The organism is Labrenzia sp. C1B70, from assembly GCF_000475395.1.
Classification (GTDB): domain Bacteria; phylum Pseudomonadota; class Alphaproteobacteria; order Rhizobiales; family Stappiaceae; genus Roseibium; species Roseibium algicola.
Genome location: NZ_AXCE01000002.1, coordinates 143,670 through 158,532 on the forward strand (window position 1 = coordinate 143,670; position 14,863 = coordinate 158,532).

The window sequence follows — 14,863 nt, forward strand, 5'->3', positions numbered from 1 at the left end:
GGGAAGTGATGGATCTTGGAATGACCGACCGGGTGCGGCCGCTGATCGAGCAGGTGCGCCAGATGGTGGAAACCGAAATCGCTCCTCTCGACCGGGAATATCACGAGGAAGTCGGCCGCCACCCGTCCGGTGACCGGTTCCGGATGACGGATCGCCAGCTTGAAATTCTGAACAGCCTCAAGGCCACGGCCAAGGAACGCGGGCTCTGGAATTTCTGGCTGACGGACAGCGAAAAAGGCTTCGGCCTGACGACCGTGGAATATGCCTATCTGGCCGAGGAAATGGGCAAGGTCGGCATTGCCGCGGAAGTCTTCAACTGCAATGCCCCCGACACGGGCAATATGGAAGTGCTGGAGCGCTACGGCACCGAGGCTCACAAGGAAAAGTGGCTGAAGCCTCTGCTTCGGGGCGATATCCGCTCGGCCTATCTGATGACGGAGCCCGATGTTGCCTCCTCGGATGCCACCAACATCGCGCTGACGGCTGTGCGCGATGGCGATGCCTGGGTGCTGAATGGCGACAAGTGGTGGGCAACGGGTGCGGGCGATCCGCGCTGCGCGCTCTACATAGTCATGGCCGCAACCGATCCGGATGCCCACAAGCACAGCCGCCATTCCATGTTCCTGATCCCGGCGGATGCCGAGGGCATCGAAGTGCTGCGGCCGATGCATGTCTTCGGCGCCGACGATGCGCCGCACGGCCACATGCATATCCGCTTCACCAATGTGCGGGTGCCGCAGGAAGACCTCGTGCTGGGTGAAGGTCGGGGTTTCGAGGTTGCACAAGGACGCCTCGGTCCGGGCCGCATTCACCACTGCATGCGGGCCATCGGCCAGGCGGAAAAGGCGCTGGAACTTCTGTGCAAGCGAGCCATGGGCCGGGAGGCCTTCGGTAAGAAGCTGATGGATCTTGGCGCCAATTACGACATCATCGCCAATGCGCGTATGGAAATTGAAATGGCCCGTCTGCTCTGCCTCAAGGCAGCCTGGGTGATGGACACACAGGGCACCCGTGCCGCGCAGCCGTGGATCAGCCAGATCAAGGTGGTGGCGCCCCTCACCGCCCTGAAGGTGGTCGACGAGGCCATGCAGGTGCATGGCGCCGCCGGCATCAGCCAGGACTTTCCATTGGCGGCCATGTGGACACACCTGCGCACTCTTCGCTTTGCCGACGGTCCCGACGCCGTCCACCGTCGCCAGGTTGCGCGCACGGAGCTGCGGAAATATTCCAACGGGAAGCTTTGAGGATGGACTTTCTTCAGGTTTCTATCAGGAGCGACTGCCACGACGCCTTACCTCTCCACCTCCTCATCCTGAGGAGCCGCCCTTGCGGCGTCTCGAAGGATGGGCCCCTTGCTCCAGATTTTGCCGCCCATCCTTCGAGACAGCGCTGCGCGCTTCCTCAGGATGAGGAGGTGGGGAGGAAAGCGGCCGATGGACTGGTTCAAGGAATGGGTTTTACCACATGGGCGTCCCGCTCATGACCCCGGGCACGGACCTCGACCTCACGGCCCTCAGTAGCTGGCTGGAAGGGGCTCTTCCCGGCTTCAAGGGCCCGCTCAAGGCCGAGAAGTTCAACCGGGGGCAGTCCAACCCCACGTTCCGGCTCAGCGCAGCGTCTGGTGACTATGTCCTTCGCCGCAAACCACCCGGCGTGCTGCTGAAATCAGCGCACGCGGTCGAGCGTGAGTTCCGTGTGCAAAAGGCGCTGGCCGGGTCGGATGTGCCGGTCGCACGCATGCATGTCCTGTGCGAGGACGACAGCGTGATCGGGTCTGCGTTCTACGTCATGGATCTCGTCCGGGGCCGCAATTTTGATGAGCCGCGATTGCCGGATCTGGATCCGCAAACACGGCGCGGCATCTATGACGAGCTGAACCGCGTCCTGGCGGCCATCCATGGCATTGATCTGGAAGCGCGCGAGCTTGCCGATTACGGCCCCGGCGGGAATTACTACCGCCGCCAGATCGACCGCTGGACCAAGCAATACCGGGCAAGTGAAACCGGCCCTATTCCCGCGATGGACGAACTCATTGCCTGGCTAGACGCCAATGTGCCCGAAGACGACGGACGGCGCACGCTGGTGCATGGCGACTATCGCATCGACAACCTCTTGTTCGCGGTAGATGGGCCAGCCTGCGTTGCCGTGCTCGATTGGGAACTGTCGACCATCGGCCATCCGTTTGCCGATCTGGCAGCCTTGATCATGCAGTGGCAGCACCCGCCCGGGACCGAAGGCCGGGGGCTGGCCGGCGTTGACCGGAAGTCGCTGGGCATTCCGGAAGACCAGGACTTCATCGACGCATACTGCGCCCGCATGGGCCTCACCGGCATTCCGGGTTTCGGTTTCTACCTGGCCTTCGCCTTCTTCCGCATGGGGGCGATCCTGCAGGGCGTCAAGAAACGCGCCCTCGACGGAAATGCCTCCAATCCGGAGCTCGGTCTGAAGCTGGGCGAGAGCGTTCCGCACTACGCCGCTGGCGGCTTGAAGGCGGCCCGACAAGGCTAGACACCCTCCAGAAAGCCGCAAGAGGCTCGTCCGGGGTGACATCTTGTGTGGTGGCGTATGCTTTTCCCCATCAACACCGCGCGCAGCGGCGCGGTTTGCCGCCCTTAGTCACCCCTTCGCGTTCATCTCCGCAAAGGTTCCACCAGTTTCGGCGATCTGCCGCAGGAGAGCCGGGACTTTCCAGTAGTAGGCGTCTTCCTTGGCATACTCTTCGATCCGGCGAACCAGTTCACCCGCGCCGATGACATCTGCCGTGTGCAGCGGGCCGCCGCGGAAACGCGGGAAGCCGTAGCCGTTGAGAAAGACGGCGTCGATGTCGATGGGGCGAAGCGCGATGCCTTCCTCCAGAACGCGCACGGCTTCGGAAATCATCGCGGTCATGAAGCGGCTGACGATTTCGTCTTCGGTGAAGCTGCGCGGTGTGACACCGGCCTTTTCCCGTTCCGCATCGATGATCGCGAGTGCTTCCGGGTTCGGCCGGGAACCCTGATCATCGTAGATGTAGAAACCCTGACCGGTCTTGCGTCCGAACCAGCCGTTCTCGCAAAGTCGGTCGGCAATTGGAATATAGCGTTCCTCGGCTGGGCGGGTGGCGGCGCGGCGCTTGTTGGCGGCCCAGCTGATGTCGAGCCCGGCAAGGTCGGCCACCTGGTAAGGCCCCATGGCAAAGCCGAAGTCGCGCATGGCAGTGTCGATCTGTTCCGGCGAGGCGCCATCCATCATCATGTAATCGGCTGCCTTCTTGTAGAAGGTCATGATGCGGTTGCCGATGAAGCCGTCGCAGACGCCCGAGCGCACGGCGATCTTCTTCAGTTTCCTGGCCAGTGCGAAGCCGGTCGCAACCACGTCGTCGCCGGTCTTGTCGGCAACCACCACTTCCAGAAGCCGCATTACGTGGGCGGGCGAGAAGAAATGCAGGCCGATGACATCCTGCGGACGGGAGGTCGTCGCGGCGATCTCGTTGATGTCGAGATAGGACGTGTTCGAGGCAAGCACGGTGCCCGCCTTGCAGACCTTGTCCAGCGTCTGGAAGATGTCGCGCTTGACGCCCATGTCCTCAAAAACGGCCTCGATGACGAGATCTGCATCTGATAACGCGCCAAGATCCGTCGAGGTGCCGAGTTTTGCGGCCAGAATGTCGTCGCGGCCAGCTTCCGAAAGCTTGCCGCGTTTGACCGCACCGTCAAGGTTCCTGGTGATCGTCGCAACACCGCGGTCAAGTCCGTCCTGGTCGCGTTCGGTCAAGGTTACGGGCAGGCCGGCCAGCAAGATGGCAGTTGCGATGCCGGAGCCCATGGTGCCGCCGCCGATGACGCCGACAGAGTTGATCTCGCGCGCGGTCGCGGTGGCTTCGGGGATCTTGGTGACGGCGCGTTCGGAAAAGAAGGCGTGGATCAGGCCGGCCCGCTGGAGGCTTGCCATGCATTCCTCGTAGAGCCGGCGCTCTTCCTTCATGCCGTCGCGGATCGGCAGGTGGCAGGCTTCGACGGCATCGACGCATTTGTGCGGCGAGAACAGCAGCGGCTGGCTTTTGGCAAGCTTGGTTCGCATCGCCTCGATGGCGGCGGGATCCGATTCGGCGGTCAGATCACCCGTCTTGCGGTTCGGCAGATCACCGGCCAGAAGATCCTTGGCGGAGGAGAGGGCAACGTCACGCGGATCGCCTTCAACGATCCGGTCGATCAGGCCGTTGGCCAGGGCCTCGTCGGCGCTCATCGGCTTGCCGCTGGTAATCATGTCGAGAGCCGTCGCGATGCCCGCAAGCCGGGGGGCACGCTGGGTGCCGCCGGCGCCCGGCAGAATGCCGAGCGTCACTTCGGGCAAGCCCACCTTGGATCCCGTCAAGGCGACGCGCGCGTGGCACGACATGGCAACTTCCAGGCCGCCACCAAGCGTGGTGCCGTGCAGCACACAGACGATCGGCCTGGAGGCGCTTTCGATGAAGTTGCACAGTTCGGGCAGCCACGGGTCGAGCGGCGGCTTGCCGAATTCGCGAATGTCGGCACCGGCAATGAAGGTCCGTCCCTTCGCATAAAGCGCGATCACCTCAACGCCGTCGGTCTGCTGCAGGGTTTCCACTGCCTGCCACAAGCCGGAGCGGATCGCGTGGGAGGCAGCATTCACCGGCGGATTGTCGAGAGCGATGAGGCCGACAGAGCCGTTGATCTCGATCGAGACGACGTCGTTGATACCGGTTTCGCCGGCAGGGGTTTCCGTAGGCATGAATTCCTCCCAGGGCGCCAGTCGAGGCGCGAATTTTGGGCCGGATTGTCAGGTCCGGGCAGAGCTTGTCAAGGTGACCGAAGAGGGCAAGTGAAGTGTTCAGTCCTTCGGCGGCGCTTTCGGTGTGAAGGCACAGCGGTCAGGTTTCAGGTCGATAAGCGGGGTGCCGTCGAGGCAGTCAAGCCCGCGCACGATCAGGTTCGGACCATCGACGGAAACGAGTTTTGCCAGAACGGTGCCGATCGGGTTCGGCCGGACGGGCGAGCGCAGGGCAAAGGTACCGAAAATGTTGTCGCTATGTGCCGGGTTCTGGACGATGAGGTCCCGCCGGGCCTTGTCGAGCCAGTAAAGCAGTTCAATCCTGTCGTATTCTTCGATGCCCTTCAGTGCCGGGACCCAGGGCTCGAAAATCTCGATCCGGCACTCTGGTCCGTCCACCTTGCCCTGACGCGGGCAATCCTTGCGGTCTTTCCAAGGAGTGTGGATCCTGCCGATGAAGAAGAGCCTTGCATCGTCCGGTTCCTGGATCGGAACCGAAATTTCATGCGGGCGGATATCGCTCATCGTTGTCTTTCCTGAATATATGCCGGAACACTGAAGGCGGCGCGGGTCAAGCGGACAACCAGCGGACGGAGCCGTGGCCGGCCAGGTCATAACCGCCGAGCGCCGCGGCCTTGTCCCGGAACTCTGACGTTCGTGCAAATTCGAACAGCATCTGAACAGGCGGGGTGAAAAAGGAGCGCCGGTCGATAAGCAGGTCGAAGCATTCCTCGGCCAGCGGCACGAAGGCCAGCTTGAAAGTTCTTGCCGCGGTTTCGATGCCGAGCGCGGCATCGGCTTCACCGGCGGCAACGGCCGACGCCGCATCGTTTTCCGTGTGGGCGGTGGCAGGGCCGGTGGTCAGATCTGCTTCGCTCAGGCCGGCATCGGCAAGCAATCTGGAAAACAGGAGGGCAGTGCCGGTGCCCGGCTGGCGCATGGCAACGCGCCTGCCTTTCAGATCGGCAACGGATCGAACAGTCGGCGCAGCCTCCCGGGAAACCAGAAGGCCGCGTTTGCGGGATGCCCAGCTGATCAAGACCGCGTCCTTCAGGCCCAGCTCGCTGATTGACGCGACATTCCAGCCGTTTTCTTCCGGCAGATGCAGGCCGGCAAGGGCGGCGTCTCCGGCGGCAAAGCGGTTCAGACCGTCCGCGCTGCCGTTGCACAGCATGGCCAGTCCGCAACCGGAAGCATGAACCGCCCAGTCCAGCAGGGGGTCGTGTGATCCGGCCAGAACGCCCGGGCGTTCCGGTGTCGCGGCGGCAGTCGGACCTTCGATCCAGGACCGCAGTTCGGCTGCGGGAAACAGGAGTTTGCCCGTGATTCGCCGATGCGGGATCTCGTTGGCGGCGGCAAGGTCGTAAACCTTGCGTTCCTTGACCCGCAAAAGGTCGGCCACTTCCTTCGTGGTCAGGAACTGAAGCTGCTGTGTGCCGGTGTCGTGCAAGGTGTTGCCCATGATTGATTCAAGGGACATTATCGGAGGAACTTCCGGAGAGACAAGACTGTCCGGAAAGACTTCGTCTGGTCGGTTTGACGGATAAAGGAAACCGTACCGCCCGGGCCGGATTTTTCTGACCTGATTTTTTAAAAAGTGGAATAAATTTCCTCAAAGTTCGAAAAGAGGAAATCTTTTATTTTTATCTTTTGCCGGATACGAGAGGAATTGTCTCACCTCGCGTGACTTGCTAATGAAGCTTTAATGAAGGCAAAAATGCCTCGTTCAAAGAAGCAGCAATGGCTTCCGGGGGTAACAAAAAGAATATGGATTACTTTCTACAGCAGCTGATCAACGGCGTGACGCTAGGGTCGATCTACGGCCTGATCGCCATTGGCTACACGATGGTGTACGGCATCATCGGGATGATCAACTTCGCCCATGGTGACATCTTCATGGTCGGCGCCTTCATCGCGCTGATCTTCATCGTCGCTTTCGGCATCACGGCAGGCCTGCCAGTGGCGCTCCTCATTCTGGCGCTGATCGGTGTCCTGGTCATTTCGATGGCCCTGACGGCGGCCTGGGGATGGACGGTCGAGCGGATCGCCTACCGCCCTCTGCGCGGCTCCTTCCGCCTGGCACCGCTGATCACGGCGATCGGCGCTTCCATCACGCTTCAGAACTTCGTTCAGATCTCGCAGGGCGCGCGCAACAAGCCTCTGCAGCCCTTGATCTCCGGCGGCTTCACGCTGAGCGACGGCGGACCGGACGGAACCGGCTTCATCGTGCAGCTGTCCTACACGCAGATCCTGATCATCGTGGTGACCGTCGTTTTGATGGTCGGCTTCACCTTCCTGATCAACAAGACCTCTCTGGGCCGTGCGCAGCGCGCCTGCGAGCAGGATCGCAAGATGGCGTCGCTCGTCGGTGTCAACGTCGATCGGACGATTTCGCTGACCTTCGTCATGGGTGCAGGCCTTGCGTCCGTCGCAGGTCTGATGTTCCTGCTCTACTACGGCGTGATCGACTTCTACATCGGCTTCCTGGCCGGTGTGAAAGCCTTTACCGCTGCGGTTCTTGGCGGTATCGGCTCGCTGCCGGGTGCCATGCTCGGCGGGTTGTTGATCGGCCTCATCGAGACCTTCTGGTCCGGCTATTTCTCGGTCGAGTACAAGGACGTTGCCGCCTTCTCGATCCTGGCGATCGTGCTGATCTTCATGCCCGAAGGCCTGCTCGGCAAGCCGGAAGTGGAGAAGGTCTGATCCATGTCAGCAAAATCTGAGAACCTCTTCATGGTGTCGCTCAAGGATGCGGCGGCCGGGGGTGCGATCGCGCTTGCCCTGTTCGGTGTCCTGATCGGCATGAAAGCCGAGGTCGCAAGCGGCCTTGGCGGTCAGCTCGGCATTGAATACCGCTGGGCAGCCGTTGCCATTGCAGTCGCCATCGTCTTCGGCGGGCGGCTGCTCCTCAACCTGTTCGTCTGGAAGGCCGACAAGCCTGTCACCGAAACGGCGAAAGGTTTCCTGCCGAGCGCCAAGCCCCTGGCCAAACTCGGCAAGTTCGCGATGCCGGTGTTTCTGATCCTGGCTGTGGTCCTGCCGTTCCTGCTGATGTCGGCCTATGGATCGCGCGGGTCGCGCCAGTATCTCGACCTTGCCATTCTGGTGACCACCTACGTGATGCTCGGCTGGGGCCTGAACATCGTGGTCGGTCTCGCCGGCCTGCTTGATCTGGGATACGTCGCCTTCTACGCGGTCGGTGCCTATTCCTACGCGCTGCTGGCTCAGTATTTCGGCTTCTCCTTCTGGATCTGTCTGCCGCTCGCCGGCATCCTGGCCGCTTTCTGGGGTATCATCCTGGGCTTCCCGGTGCTGCGTCTCAGGGGGGACTATCTTGCCATCGTGACGCTGGCCTTCGGGGAAATCATCCGGGTGGTCCTGCTCAACTGGTATGACTTCACCGGTGGCCCGGACGGTATCTCCGGCATTCCGCGGCCGAGCTTCTTCGGTATCGAATTCGAGCGCGGCCCGGGCGGATTCGCCGACACCTTCGGTCTGGAATACAATTCCATTCACCGCATCATCTTCCTCTACTACCTGATCCTGATCATGGCTCTGGTCACCAACTTCGTGACCATGCGTCTGCGCAAGCTGCCGGTCGGGCGGGCTTGGGAAGCCCTGCGCGAAGATGAAATCGCTTGCCGCTCGCTCGGCATCAACACCACCAACACCAAGCTGACCGCTTTTGCGCTCGGTGCGATGTTCGGCGGTTTCGCGGGCTCGTTCTTCGCCACCCGGCAAGGCTTCATCTCGCCGGAAAGCTTCACCTTCATCGAATCCGCGGTCATCCTGGCGATCGTCGTTCTCGGCGGTCTCGGCAGCCAGATCGGTGTCGTCATCGCCGCAGTCGTGATGATCGGTGGTTTCGAGTTCTTCCGCGGACTGGAAGAATACCGCATGCTGGTGTTCGGGCTTCTGATGGTCGTCATCATGGTCTGGAAACCGCGCGGCCTCATCTCCACCCGCATGCCGTCGATAACCCTCAGCGGCAAGAAGGCCAAGGGCATCAGTGCCGACCTCGTTCAGGAGGGCCACGGATGAGCTCCTGGGATACAAACCCCGTCCTGACGATCGAGCATCTGACCATGCGCTTTGGCGGCCTGGTCGCCATCGACGATCTGTCGTTCAATGTCGGGCGCGGCGACATTACCGCCCTGATCGGCCCGAACGGGGCCGGCAAGACCACCGTCTTCAACTGCGTTACCGGCTTCTACAAGCCGACCGAAGGGCGGGTCGTGATGAACCGCACCAACGGCGAGCATTACCTGCTCGAGCGCATGGCGGATTTCCAGATCTCTGCGAAAGCCAAGGTCGCCCGTACCTTCCAGAACATCCGCCTGTTCGGCGGCATGACCCTTCTGGAGAACCTGATGGTCGCGCAGCACAATCCGCTGATGCTGGCTTCGGGTTATTCGCTTGCGGGTATCTTCGGTCTGGCAACCTTCCGCAAGGCGGAGCGTCAGGCAGTCGAAAAGGCACGTTACTGGCTGGAAAAGACAGCGCTCATCGACCGGGCGGACGCCCCGGCCGCTGACCTGCCTTACGGCGACCAGCGCCGTCTGGAAATTGCCCGGGCCATGTGCTCCGGTCCGGAGCTGCTGTGTCTGGACGAACCGGCTGCAGGTCTGAACCCCAAGGAAAGTGGCGAACTGAACGCGCTCCTGCAGTACATCCGCAAGGAGCACGGCACCTCTATCCTTCTGATTGAACACGACATGAGCGTTGTGATGGAAATTTCGGATCACGTCGTGGTTCTGGACTATGGCGAGAAGATCTCCGACGGCACGGCGGCCGCAGTGAAGGACGATCCGAAGGTGATCGCAGCCTATCTGGGCGTACCGGACGAGGAAGTCGACGCCGTGGAAGAGGAGGTCGGCATATGACAACCTCCAACCACCTCCTGGAAGTCAGGAACGTCGAGACCCACTATGGCAAGATCATCGCGCTGCGCGGTGTCGATCTGACCGTCGACCGGGGCGAGATCGTCTCCCTGATCGGGGCCAACGGCGCCGGCAAGTCGACGCTGATGATGACCATCTGCGGTACGCCGCAGGCCAGCTCCGGCCAGGTTATCTACGACGGCGAAGACATCACCCGCATGCCCACCCACCAGATCATGCGCAAGTCGATTGCGCAGTCTCCGGAAGGGCGACGGATCTTCCCGCGCATGAGCGTGATGGAAAATCTGATCATGGGTGCGGAAATGGCCGGCAACCACGATCTGGAAGCCGGACTTCAGCGCGCCTTCGACCTGTTTCCGCGCCTCAAGGAGCGCCGGAACCAGCGCGGCGGTACGCTTTCGGGCGGTGAGCAGCAGATGCTGGCGATCGCCCGGGCCCTGATGTCCAACCCGCGTCTTCTGCTTCTGGACGAACCGTCTCTCGGCCTTGCACCGCTGATCGTGAAACAGATCTTCGATGCTATCCGGGATCTCAACCAGAGCGACGGTCTCACCGTCTTCCTGGTGGAGCAGAACGCCTATCATGCGCTGAAACTGGCACACCGGGCCTACGTGATGGTGAACGGCAAGATCACCATGTCCGGTTCCGGAAAGGAACTGCTCGCCCGCGAGGACGTGCAGGCAGCCTACCTCGAAGGCGGAAGACACTAGGAGCGCGCTATGGGTATTCTTTATCAGACCAGTTTCGGCGTGTTTCTCGTCCTGCTGTGCTGCCTTGGCGGCGGCGCGGCCTGGATGACGGGACGTGCCTGTGCCAACACCTGGCGGCCGCTTTATGTGCTGTTCTGGTTCGTGTTCCTGTTGAGCCTGGCGATCAGGTTCCTGACCTTCGCCCTGTTCGACGGAACGCTACTGTCGGTGCACTATCTGGTTGTAGACTATCTCATTCTGCTTGCAATCGGCCTGGCGGGATGGCGGTATACACGCACCAACCAGATGACGACGCAGTATGTCTGGCTTTACGAAAAGACGAGTCCCTTCAGTTGGCGGTTGAAGACCGGCCAGACGGACAAATACGCCAAGGATTGAGAATTCCGGAGGTGCGTTTTCCGCACCGATGGGGAACCGGCTGGGAATGGACGAAAAACAACAAGAATCGTCCCTGGCCCGGCCAAAACGGAAGCACGGGCTTCCATTCCAAGTGGTCCAGATAACTGGAACCAGGGGAGTTGATGATGAAAAAGTATCTTTTGGCTAGCGTTGCTGCAGTTGCCGGTGTGGCCATGTCCACCGCCGCTTTTGCAGACATCGTGATCGCAACTGCAGGCCCGATGACCGGCCAGTACGCCTCCTTCGGCGCGCAGATGAAAGCCGGTGCCGAGCAGGCCGTGGCGGACATCAACGCAGCTGGCGGCGTCAATGGTGAACAGCTGGTGCTGGAAGTGGGCGACGATGCCTGCGACCCGAAACAGGCTGTTGCCGTTGCCAACCAGATGGTCGGTAAAGGCGTGGTCTTCATGGCCGGTCACTTCTGCTCGGGCTCTTCCATTCCGGCATCCGCCGTTTACGCGGAAGAAGGTATCGTCCAGATTTCTCCGGCTTCCACCAACCCGAAGTTCACCGACGAACGTCCGGGCCCGGGCACCTTCCGCGTTTGCGGTCGTGACGACCAGCAGGGTCAGGTTGCCGGTACCTATCTGGCAGAGGAATTCGGCGACAAGAACATCGCCATCGTTCACGACAAGACTGCCTATGGCAAAGGCCTCGCCGATGCCACCAAGGAAGTCATGAACGCTGCCGGCAAGAACGAAACCCTCTACGAAGCCTACACTGCCGGTGAAAAGGACTACACCGCGCTGGTTTCCAAGCTGAAGTCGGAAAACATCGACGTTCTCTACGTCGGCGGTTACCACACCGAAGCCGGCCTGATGAAGCGTCAGATGGTCGACCAGGGCATGAGCACCGTTCTCGTTTCCGGTGATGCACTCGTGACCGACGAATATTGGTCGATCACCGGCCCGGCTGGCGAAGGCACTCTGATGACCTTCTCTCCGGACCCGCGCAAGAACCCGGAAGCTGCTCCGGTCGTGAAGGCGCTTGAAGACGCCGGCAAGACCGCTGAAGGCTACGCGCTCTACACCTACGCCGCCATCCAGGCTTGGGCAGCAGCTGCCGCAGCTGCCGGCTCCACCGAGTATGACGACGTTGTCGGCGCCCTGAACGACGGCGACTTCAAGACCGTTCTCGGCGACCTCTCCTTTGACGACAAGGGCGACGTCACCCTGCCGGGCTACGTCTGGTACGAGTGGAAAGACGGCCAGTACGACTACAAATAAGTCGTATACGCTGCAAGGTTGATGCTTTGCGTCAGGCCCCGTCCGGCAGTTGCCGGGCGGGGTTTTTTGTTGCCCGCACGGTGCCCGCGTCTCCCTTGTCGCGCTATTTTCCGCATGACGCAGCCAGAGCATTCCGTGACGTTCTACGGCTATTGGTGCAAGTTGGCTTGCGCGAAACTCTTCTAGAGGCACAACAAAGAACATCGTTGTGTAGTAAAGATTGCCGAACCCGGAGAAAGATATTTCTTTCTTCGGGCGCTTCTTCTTGAGTAAAAAATACGGCTTCATACCGCGCTGCAAAATATTAAGTCGGCGCCTGACTAAAAAATATCCAAATTTTTTTCATAACCCCTTTCCAAAAGGCAGTAATTTTGTTTTTCTATGCGCGTTCGCACACATCGATAGCTCTTCAGGAACAGAGGTTACCTGGAGGTTATTGGTCGTGCGTCTAATAATAATGATAGAAGCTGACTTGGGGACACAATGGCGAACACACGGGGCGCTGCTGTTAAGTATGACAGCGTTCAAAAGAGCTATGACGGGGAAACCCTGGTCGTAAAGAACCTCAATCTCGATATTCCGCCGGGCGAATTCCTGACAATGCTCGGCCCGTCCGGTTCCGGCAAAACCACCTGCCTGATGATGCTGGCCGGTTTCGAACCGGCAACGCATGGCGAAATCTACCTGAACGACCGTCCGATCAACAACGTGCCCCCGCACAAGCGCGGCATCGGCATGGTGTTCCAGAACTACGCCCTGTTTCCGCACATGACGGTGGCCGAGAACCTCGCCTTTCCGCTTCAGGTGCGCGGTGTCGGCAAGGCTGACCAGCAGGAAAAGGTCAAGCGGGCTCTCGAGATGGTCGAGCTCGGTTCGTTCGGCAACCGCCGTCCGGCACAGCTCTCCGGTGGTCAGCAGCAACGCGTCGCAGTGGCCCGTGCCCTGGTGTTCGATCCGGAGCTGGTGCTGATGGACGAGCCGCTCGGTGCGCTCGACAAGCAGCTGCGCGAGCAGATGCAGTACGAGATCAAGCACATTCACGAGAACCTTGGTGTCACCGTCGTCTACGTGACCCACGACCAGACTGAAGCGCTGACCATGTCGGACCGCGTGGCTGTGTTCAACGATGGTGTCATCCAGCAATTGTCGACGCCGGACGATCTCTATGAAGATCCGAAGAATTCCTTCGTCGCCCAGTTCATCGGTGAAAACAACAAGTTGAATGGCAAGGTCGTCGAGATCAACGGCTCTGAGTGCCTTGTTGAACTCGATGACGGCACTAAGCTTAAGGCTGACAAGGTCAACGTGTCCGCCGTCGGCGACAGGACGACCCTGTCCCTGCGGCCGGAACGGGTGGAGTTCGACACCCACGACACGATGGACAATCTGGTCAACGGCCGGATCGAGGAACTCATCTACCTCGGTGACCATATCCGCGTTCGCATGAACGTGGGCGGCAACGACGAGTTCATCGTCAAGGTTCGCAACCGCGGAGAAAAGCGCAAACTCGCCGTCGGCGAGACAGTCCGCGTCGGCTGGGCGCTGAACGACTGTAAAGCGCTCGATGCGGTTGTCTGAAATCGCCCGGCGGCCGGCAACCGGCCGCCAGCGACCACAACGGAAAAATCCGTTAAATCCTAAAAGAGGGAGCTAACTCACATGAAGCTCAAAACTGTAATTCTCGCAGGCACCGCTCTGGCATTTGCCGGCAGCGCGGCCATGGCGAAGGACATGACCATCGTTTCCTGGGGCGGTGCCTATCAGGCCTCCCAGAAAAACGCCTACGCCGATCCGTATGTCGCGGAAAACTCCGACATCAACGTGATCTGGGACGAGTCTTCAAACGAGGCTGTCGCCAAGCTGCGCGCCATGAACGAAGCTGGCAACATCACGTGGGATCTGGTCGACGTGGTTGCTTCCGACGCGATCCGTCTGTGCGACGAAGGCCTGGCACTGGAAATCGATCCGGACACCGACCTTGCCGATGCACCGGACGGTACCAAGGCTTCTGAAGACTTCGGCGACCTGCTGGTCTCCGAGTGCTTCATTCCGCAGATCGTCTACTCCACCACCTTCGGCTATCGTTCCGACATCGCCGAATGGAACGGCAAGGAGCCGGACGACATCTGTGACGTGTTCGATCTGGAAACATTCCCGGGCAAGCGCTCGCTGGAAAAGCGCCCGATCAACAACATGGAATGGGCTCTTCTGTGCGACGGCGTGCCGAAGGAAGAAGTCTACAACGTTCTTGAGACCGAAGAAGGCCAGGAGCAGGCATTTAAGAAGCTCGACACCATCAAGGACAACGTCGTGTGGTGGTCTGCTGGTGCGGAAACCCCGCAGCTTCTGGCCGACAAGGAAGTCGTGATCGGCTCCACATACAACGGCCGCCTGTTCTCCCTGATCGAAGAGCAGAAGCAGCCGGTCAAGATGCTGTGGGACGCTCAGGTGTTCGACCTTGACGGCTGGATCATTCCGGCCGGTCTGCCGGAAGACCGCCTCGCCATGGTGAAGGACTTCGTCAAATACGCCACCGACACCCAGCGTCTGGCGGATCAGGCGAAGTACATCTCCTACGGCCCGGCTCGCAAGTCCTCGGCACCGCTGGTTGGCAAGCACGCCGACCTCGGCATCGAAATGGCTCCGCACATGCCGACCGACCCGAACAACGCCAAGAACACCTTCCTCTATAACTACGAGTGGTGGGCGGATTACCGGGACGACATCGACGCCAAGTTCCAGGCGTGGCTGGCCCAGTAATCAACTGATGCTGTTCGCGTTCGGATGAACGCGGACAGATGAGAAACCGGTCCGGGTGAGGCGATGCCTCACCCGGATCTTCCAACGGATTTGCGGA

Annotated in this window: 13 protein-coding genes; 10 read left to right on the forward strand and 3 right to left on the reverse strand. The window is 60.6% G+C overall.

Annotated elements, in window-relative coordinates; all coding sequences use genetic code 11:
• Positions 1–8 precede the first annotated feature (8 nt).
• Positions 9–1,244, forward strand: a complete 1,236-nt coding sequence (locus Q666_RS35360) for an acyl-CoA dehydrogenase family protein (protein WP_022999215.1) — start codon at positions 9–11, stop codon at positions 1,242–1,244.
• Positions 1,245–1,464: 220 nt separating this feature from the next.
• Entirely contained in the window at positions 1,465–2,508 is a 1,044-nt protein-coding gene (locus Q666_RS35365) for a phosphotransferase family protein (protein ID WP_022999213.1), read from the forward strand.
• Positions 2,509–2,616: 108 nt separating this feature from the next.
• On the opposite strand, the gene Q666_RS35370 is transcribed toward Q666_RS35365, so the two are convergent.
• The 3 genes from Q666_RS35370 to Q666_RS35380 all read right to left on the reverse strand — a co-directional run bounded on the left by Q666_RS35370 (position 2,617) and on the right by Q666_RS35380 (position 6,250).
• Positions 2,617–4,731, reverse strand: coding sequence for a 3-hydroxyacyl-CoA dehydrogenase NAD-binding domain-containing protein (locus tag Q666_RS35370; protein ID WP_022999212.1), 2,115 nt, complete (start codon positions 4,729–4,731; stop codon positions 2,617–2,619).
• A 99-nt stretch (positions 4,732–4,830) separates the two neighbouring features.
• Positions 4,831–5,295, reverse strand: coding sequence for a tRNA (N6-threonylcarbamoyladenosine(37)-N6)-methyltransferase TrmO (tsaA, locus tag Q666_RS35375; protein WP_022999211.1), 465 nt, complete (start codon positions 5,293–5,295; stop codon positions 4,831–4,833).
• 46 nt (positions 5,296–5,341) lie between these two features.
• Positions 5,342–6,250 carry a helix-turn-helix transcriptional regulator gene (locus Q666_RS35380; protein ID WP_022999210.1) on the reverse strand — a complete coding sequence of 303 codons (909 nt, stop codon included), beginning with the start codon at positions 6,248–6,250 and terminating at the stop codon, positions 5,342–5,344.
• A 287-nt stretch (positions 6,251–6,537) separates the two neighbouring features.
• Here Q666_RS35380 and Q666_RS35385 point away from each other — a divergent pair, with 287 nt between their 5' ends.
• The 8 genes from Q666_RS35385 to Q666_RS35420 all read left to right on the forward strand — a co-directional run bounded on the left by Q666_RS35385 (position 6,538) and on the right by Q666_RS35420 (position 14,766).
• The gene (locus tag Q666_RS35385; RefSeq protein ID WP_022999209.1) at positions 6,538–7,473 is read left to right on the forward strand and encodes a branched-chain amino acid ABC transporter permease; all 936 of its coding nucleotides are present in this window, start codon (positions 6,538–6,540) and stop codon (positions 7,471–7,473) included.
• 3 nt (positions 7,474–7,476) lie between these two features.
• Positions 7,477–8,811, forward strand: coding sequence for a high-affinity branched-chain amino acid ABC transporter permease LivM (gene livM, locus Q666_RS35390; protein ID WP_031268733.1), 1,335 nt, complete (start codon positions 7,477–7,479; stop codon positions 8,809–8,811).
• On the forward strand, positions 8,808–9,653 hold the full coding sequence (locus Q666_RS35395) for an ABC transporter ATP-binding protein (RefSeq protein ID WP_022999207.1): 846 nt from the start codon (positions 8,808–8,810) through the stop codon (positions 9,651–9,653). Before livM ends, Q666_RS35395 begins: the two co-directional genes overlap by 4 nt.
• A complete protein-coding gene (locus Q666_RS35400; RefSeq protein WP_022999206.1) occupies positions 9,650–10,381 on the forward strand; it encodes an ABC transporter ATP-binding protein in 732 nt (243 codons plus the stop codon). Before Q666_RS35395 ends, Q666_RS35400 begins: the two co-directional genes overlap by 4 nt.
• A 9-nt stretch (positions 10,382–10,390) precedes the next feature.
• Positions 10,391–10,759 carry a DUF6867 family protein gene (locus Q666_RS35405; RefSeq protein WP_022999205.1) on the forward strand — a complete coding sequence of 123 codons (369 nt, stop codon included), beginning with the start codon at positions 10,391–10,393 and terminating at the stop codon, positions 10,757–10,759.
• 146 nt (positions 10,760–10,905) lie between these two features.
• Entirely contained in the window at positions 10,906–12,006 is a 1,101-nt protein-coding gene (locus Q666_RS35410; RefSeq protein WP_031268732.1) for a branched-chain amino acid ABC transporter substrate-binding protein, read from the forward strand.
• 483 nt (positions 12,007–12,489) lie between these two features.
• Positions 12,490–13,584, forward strand: a complete 1,095-nt coding sequence (locus Q666_RS35415; protein ID WP_022999203.1) for an ABC transporter ATP-binding protein — start codon at positions 12,490–12,492, stop codon at positions 13,582–13,584.
• An 81-nt stretch (positions 13,585–13,665) separates the two neighbouring features.
• Positions 13,666–14,766 carry an extracellular solute-binding protein gene (locus Q666_RS35420; RefSeq protein WP_022999202.1) on the forward strand — a complete coding sequence of 367 codons (1,101 nt, stop codon included), beginning with the start codon at positions 13,666–13,668 and terminating at the stop codon, positions 14,764–14,766.
• Positions 14,767–14,863 lie beyond the last annotated feature (97 nt).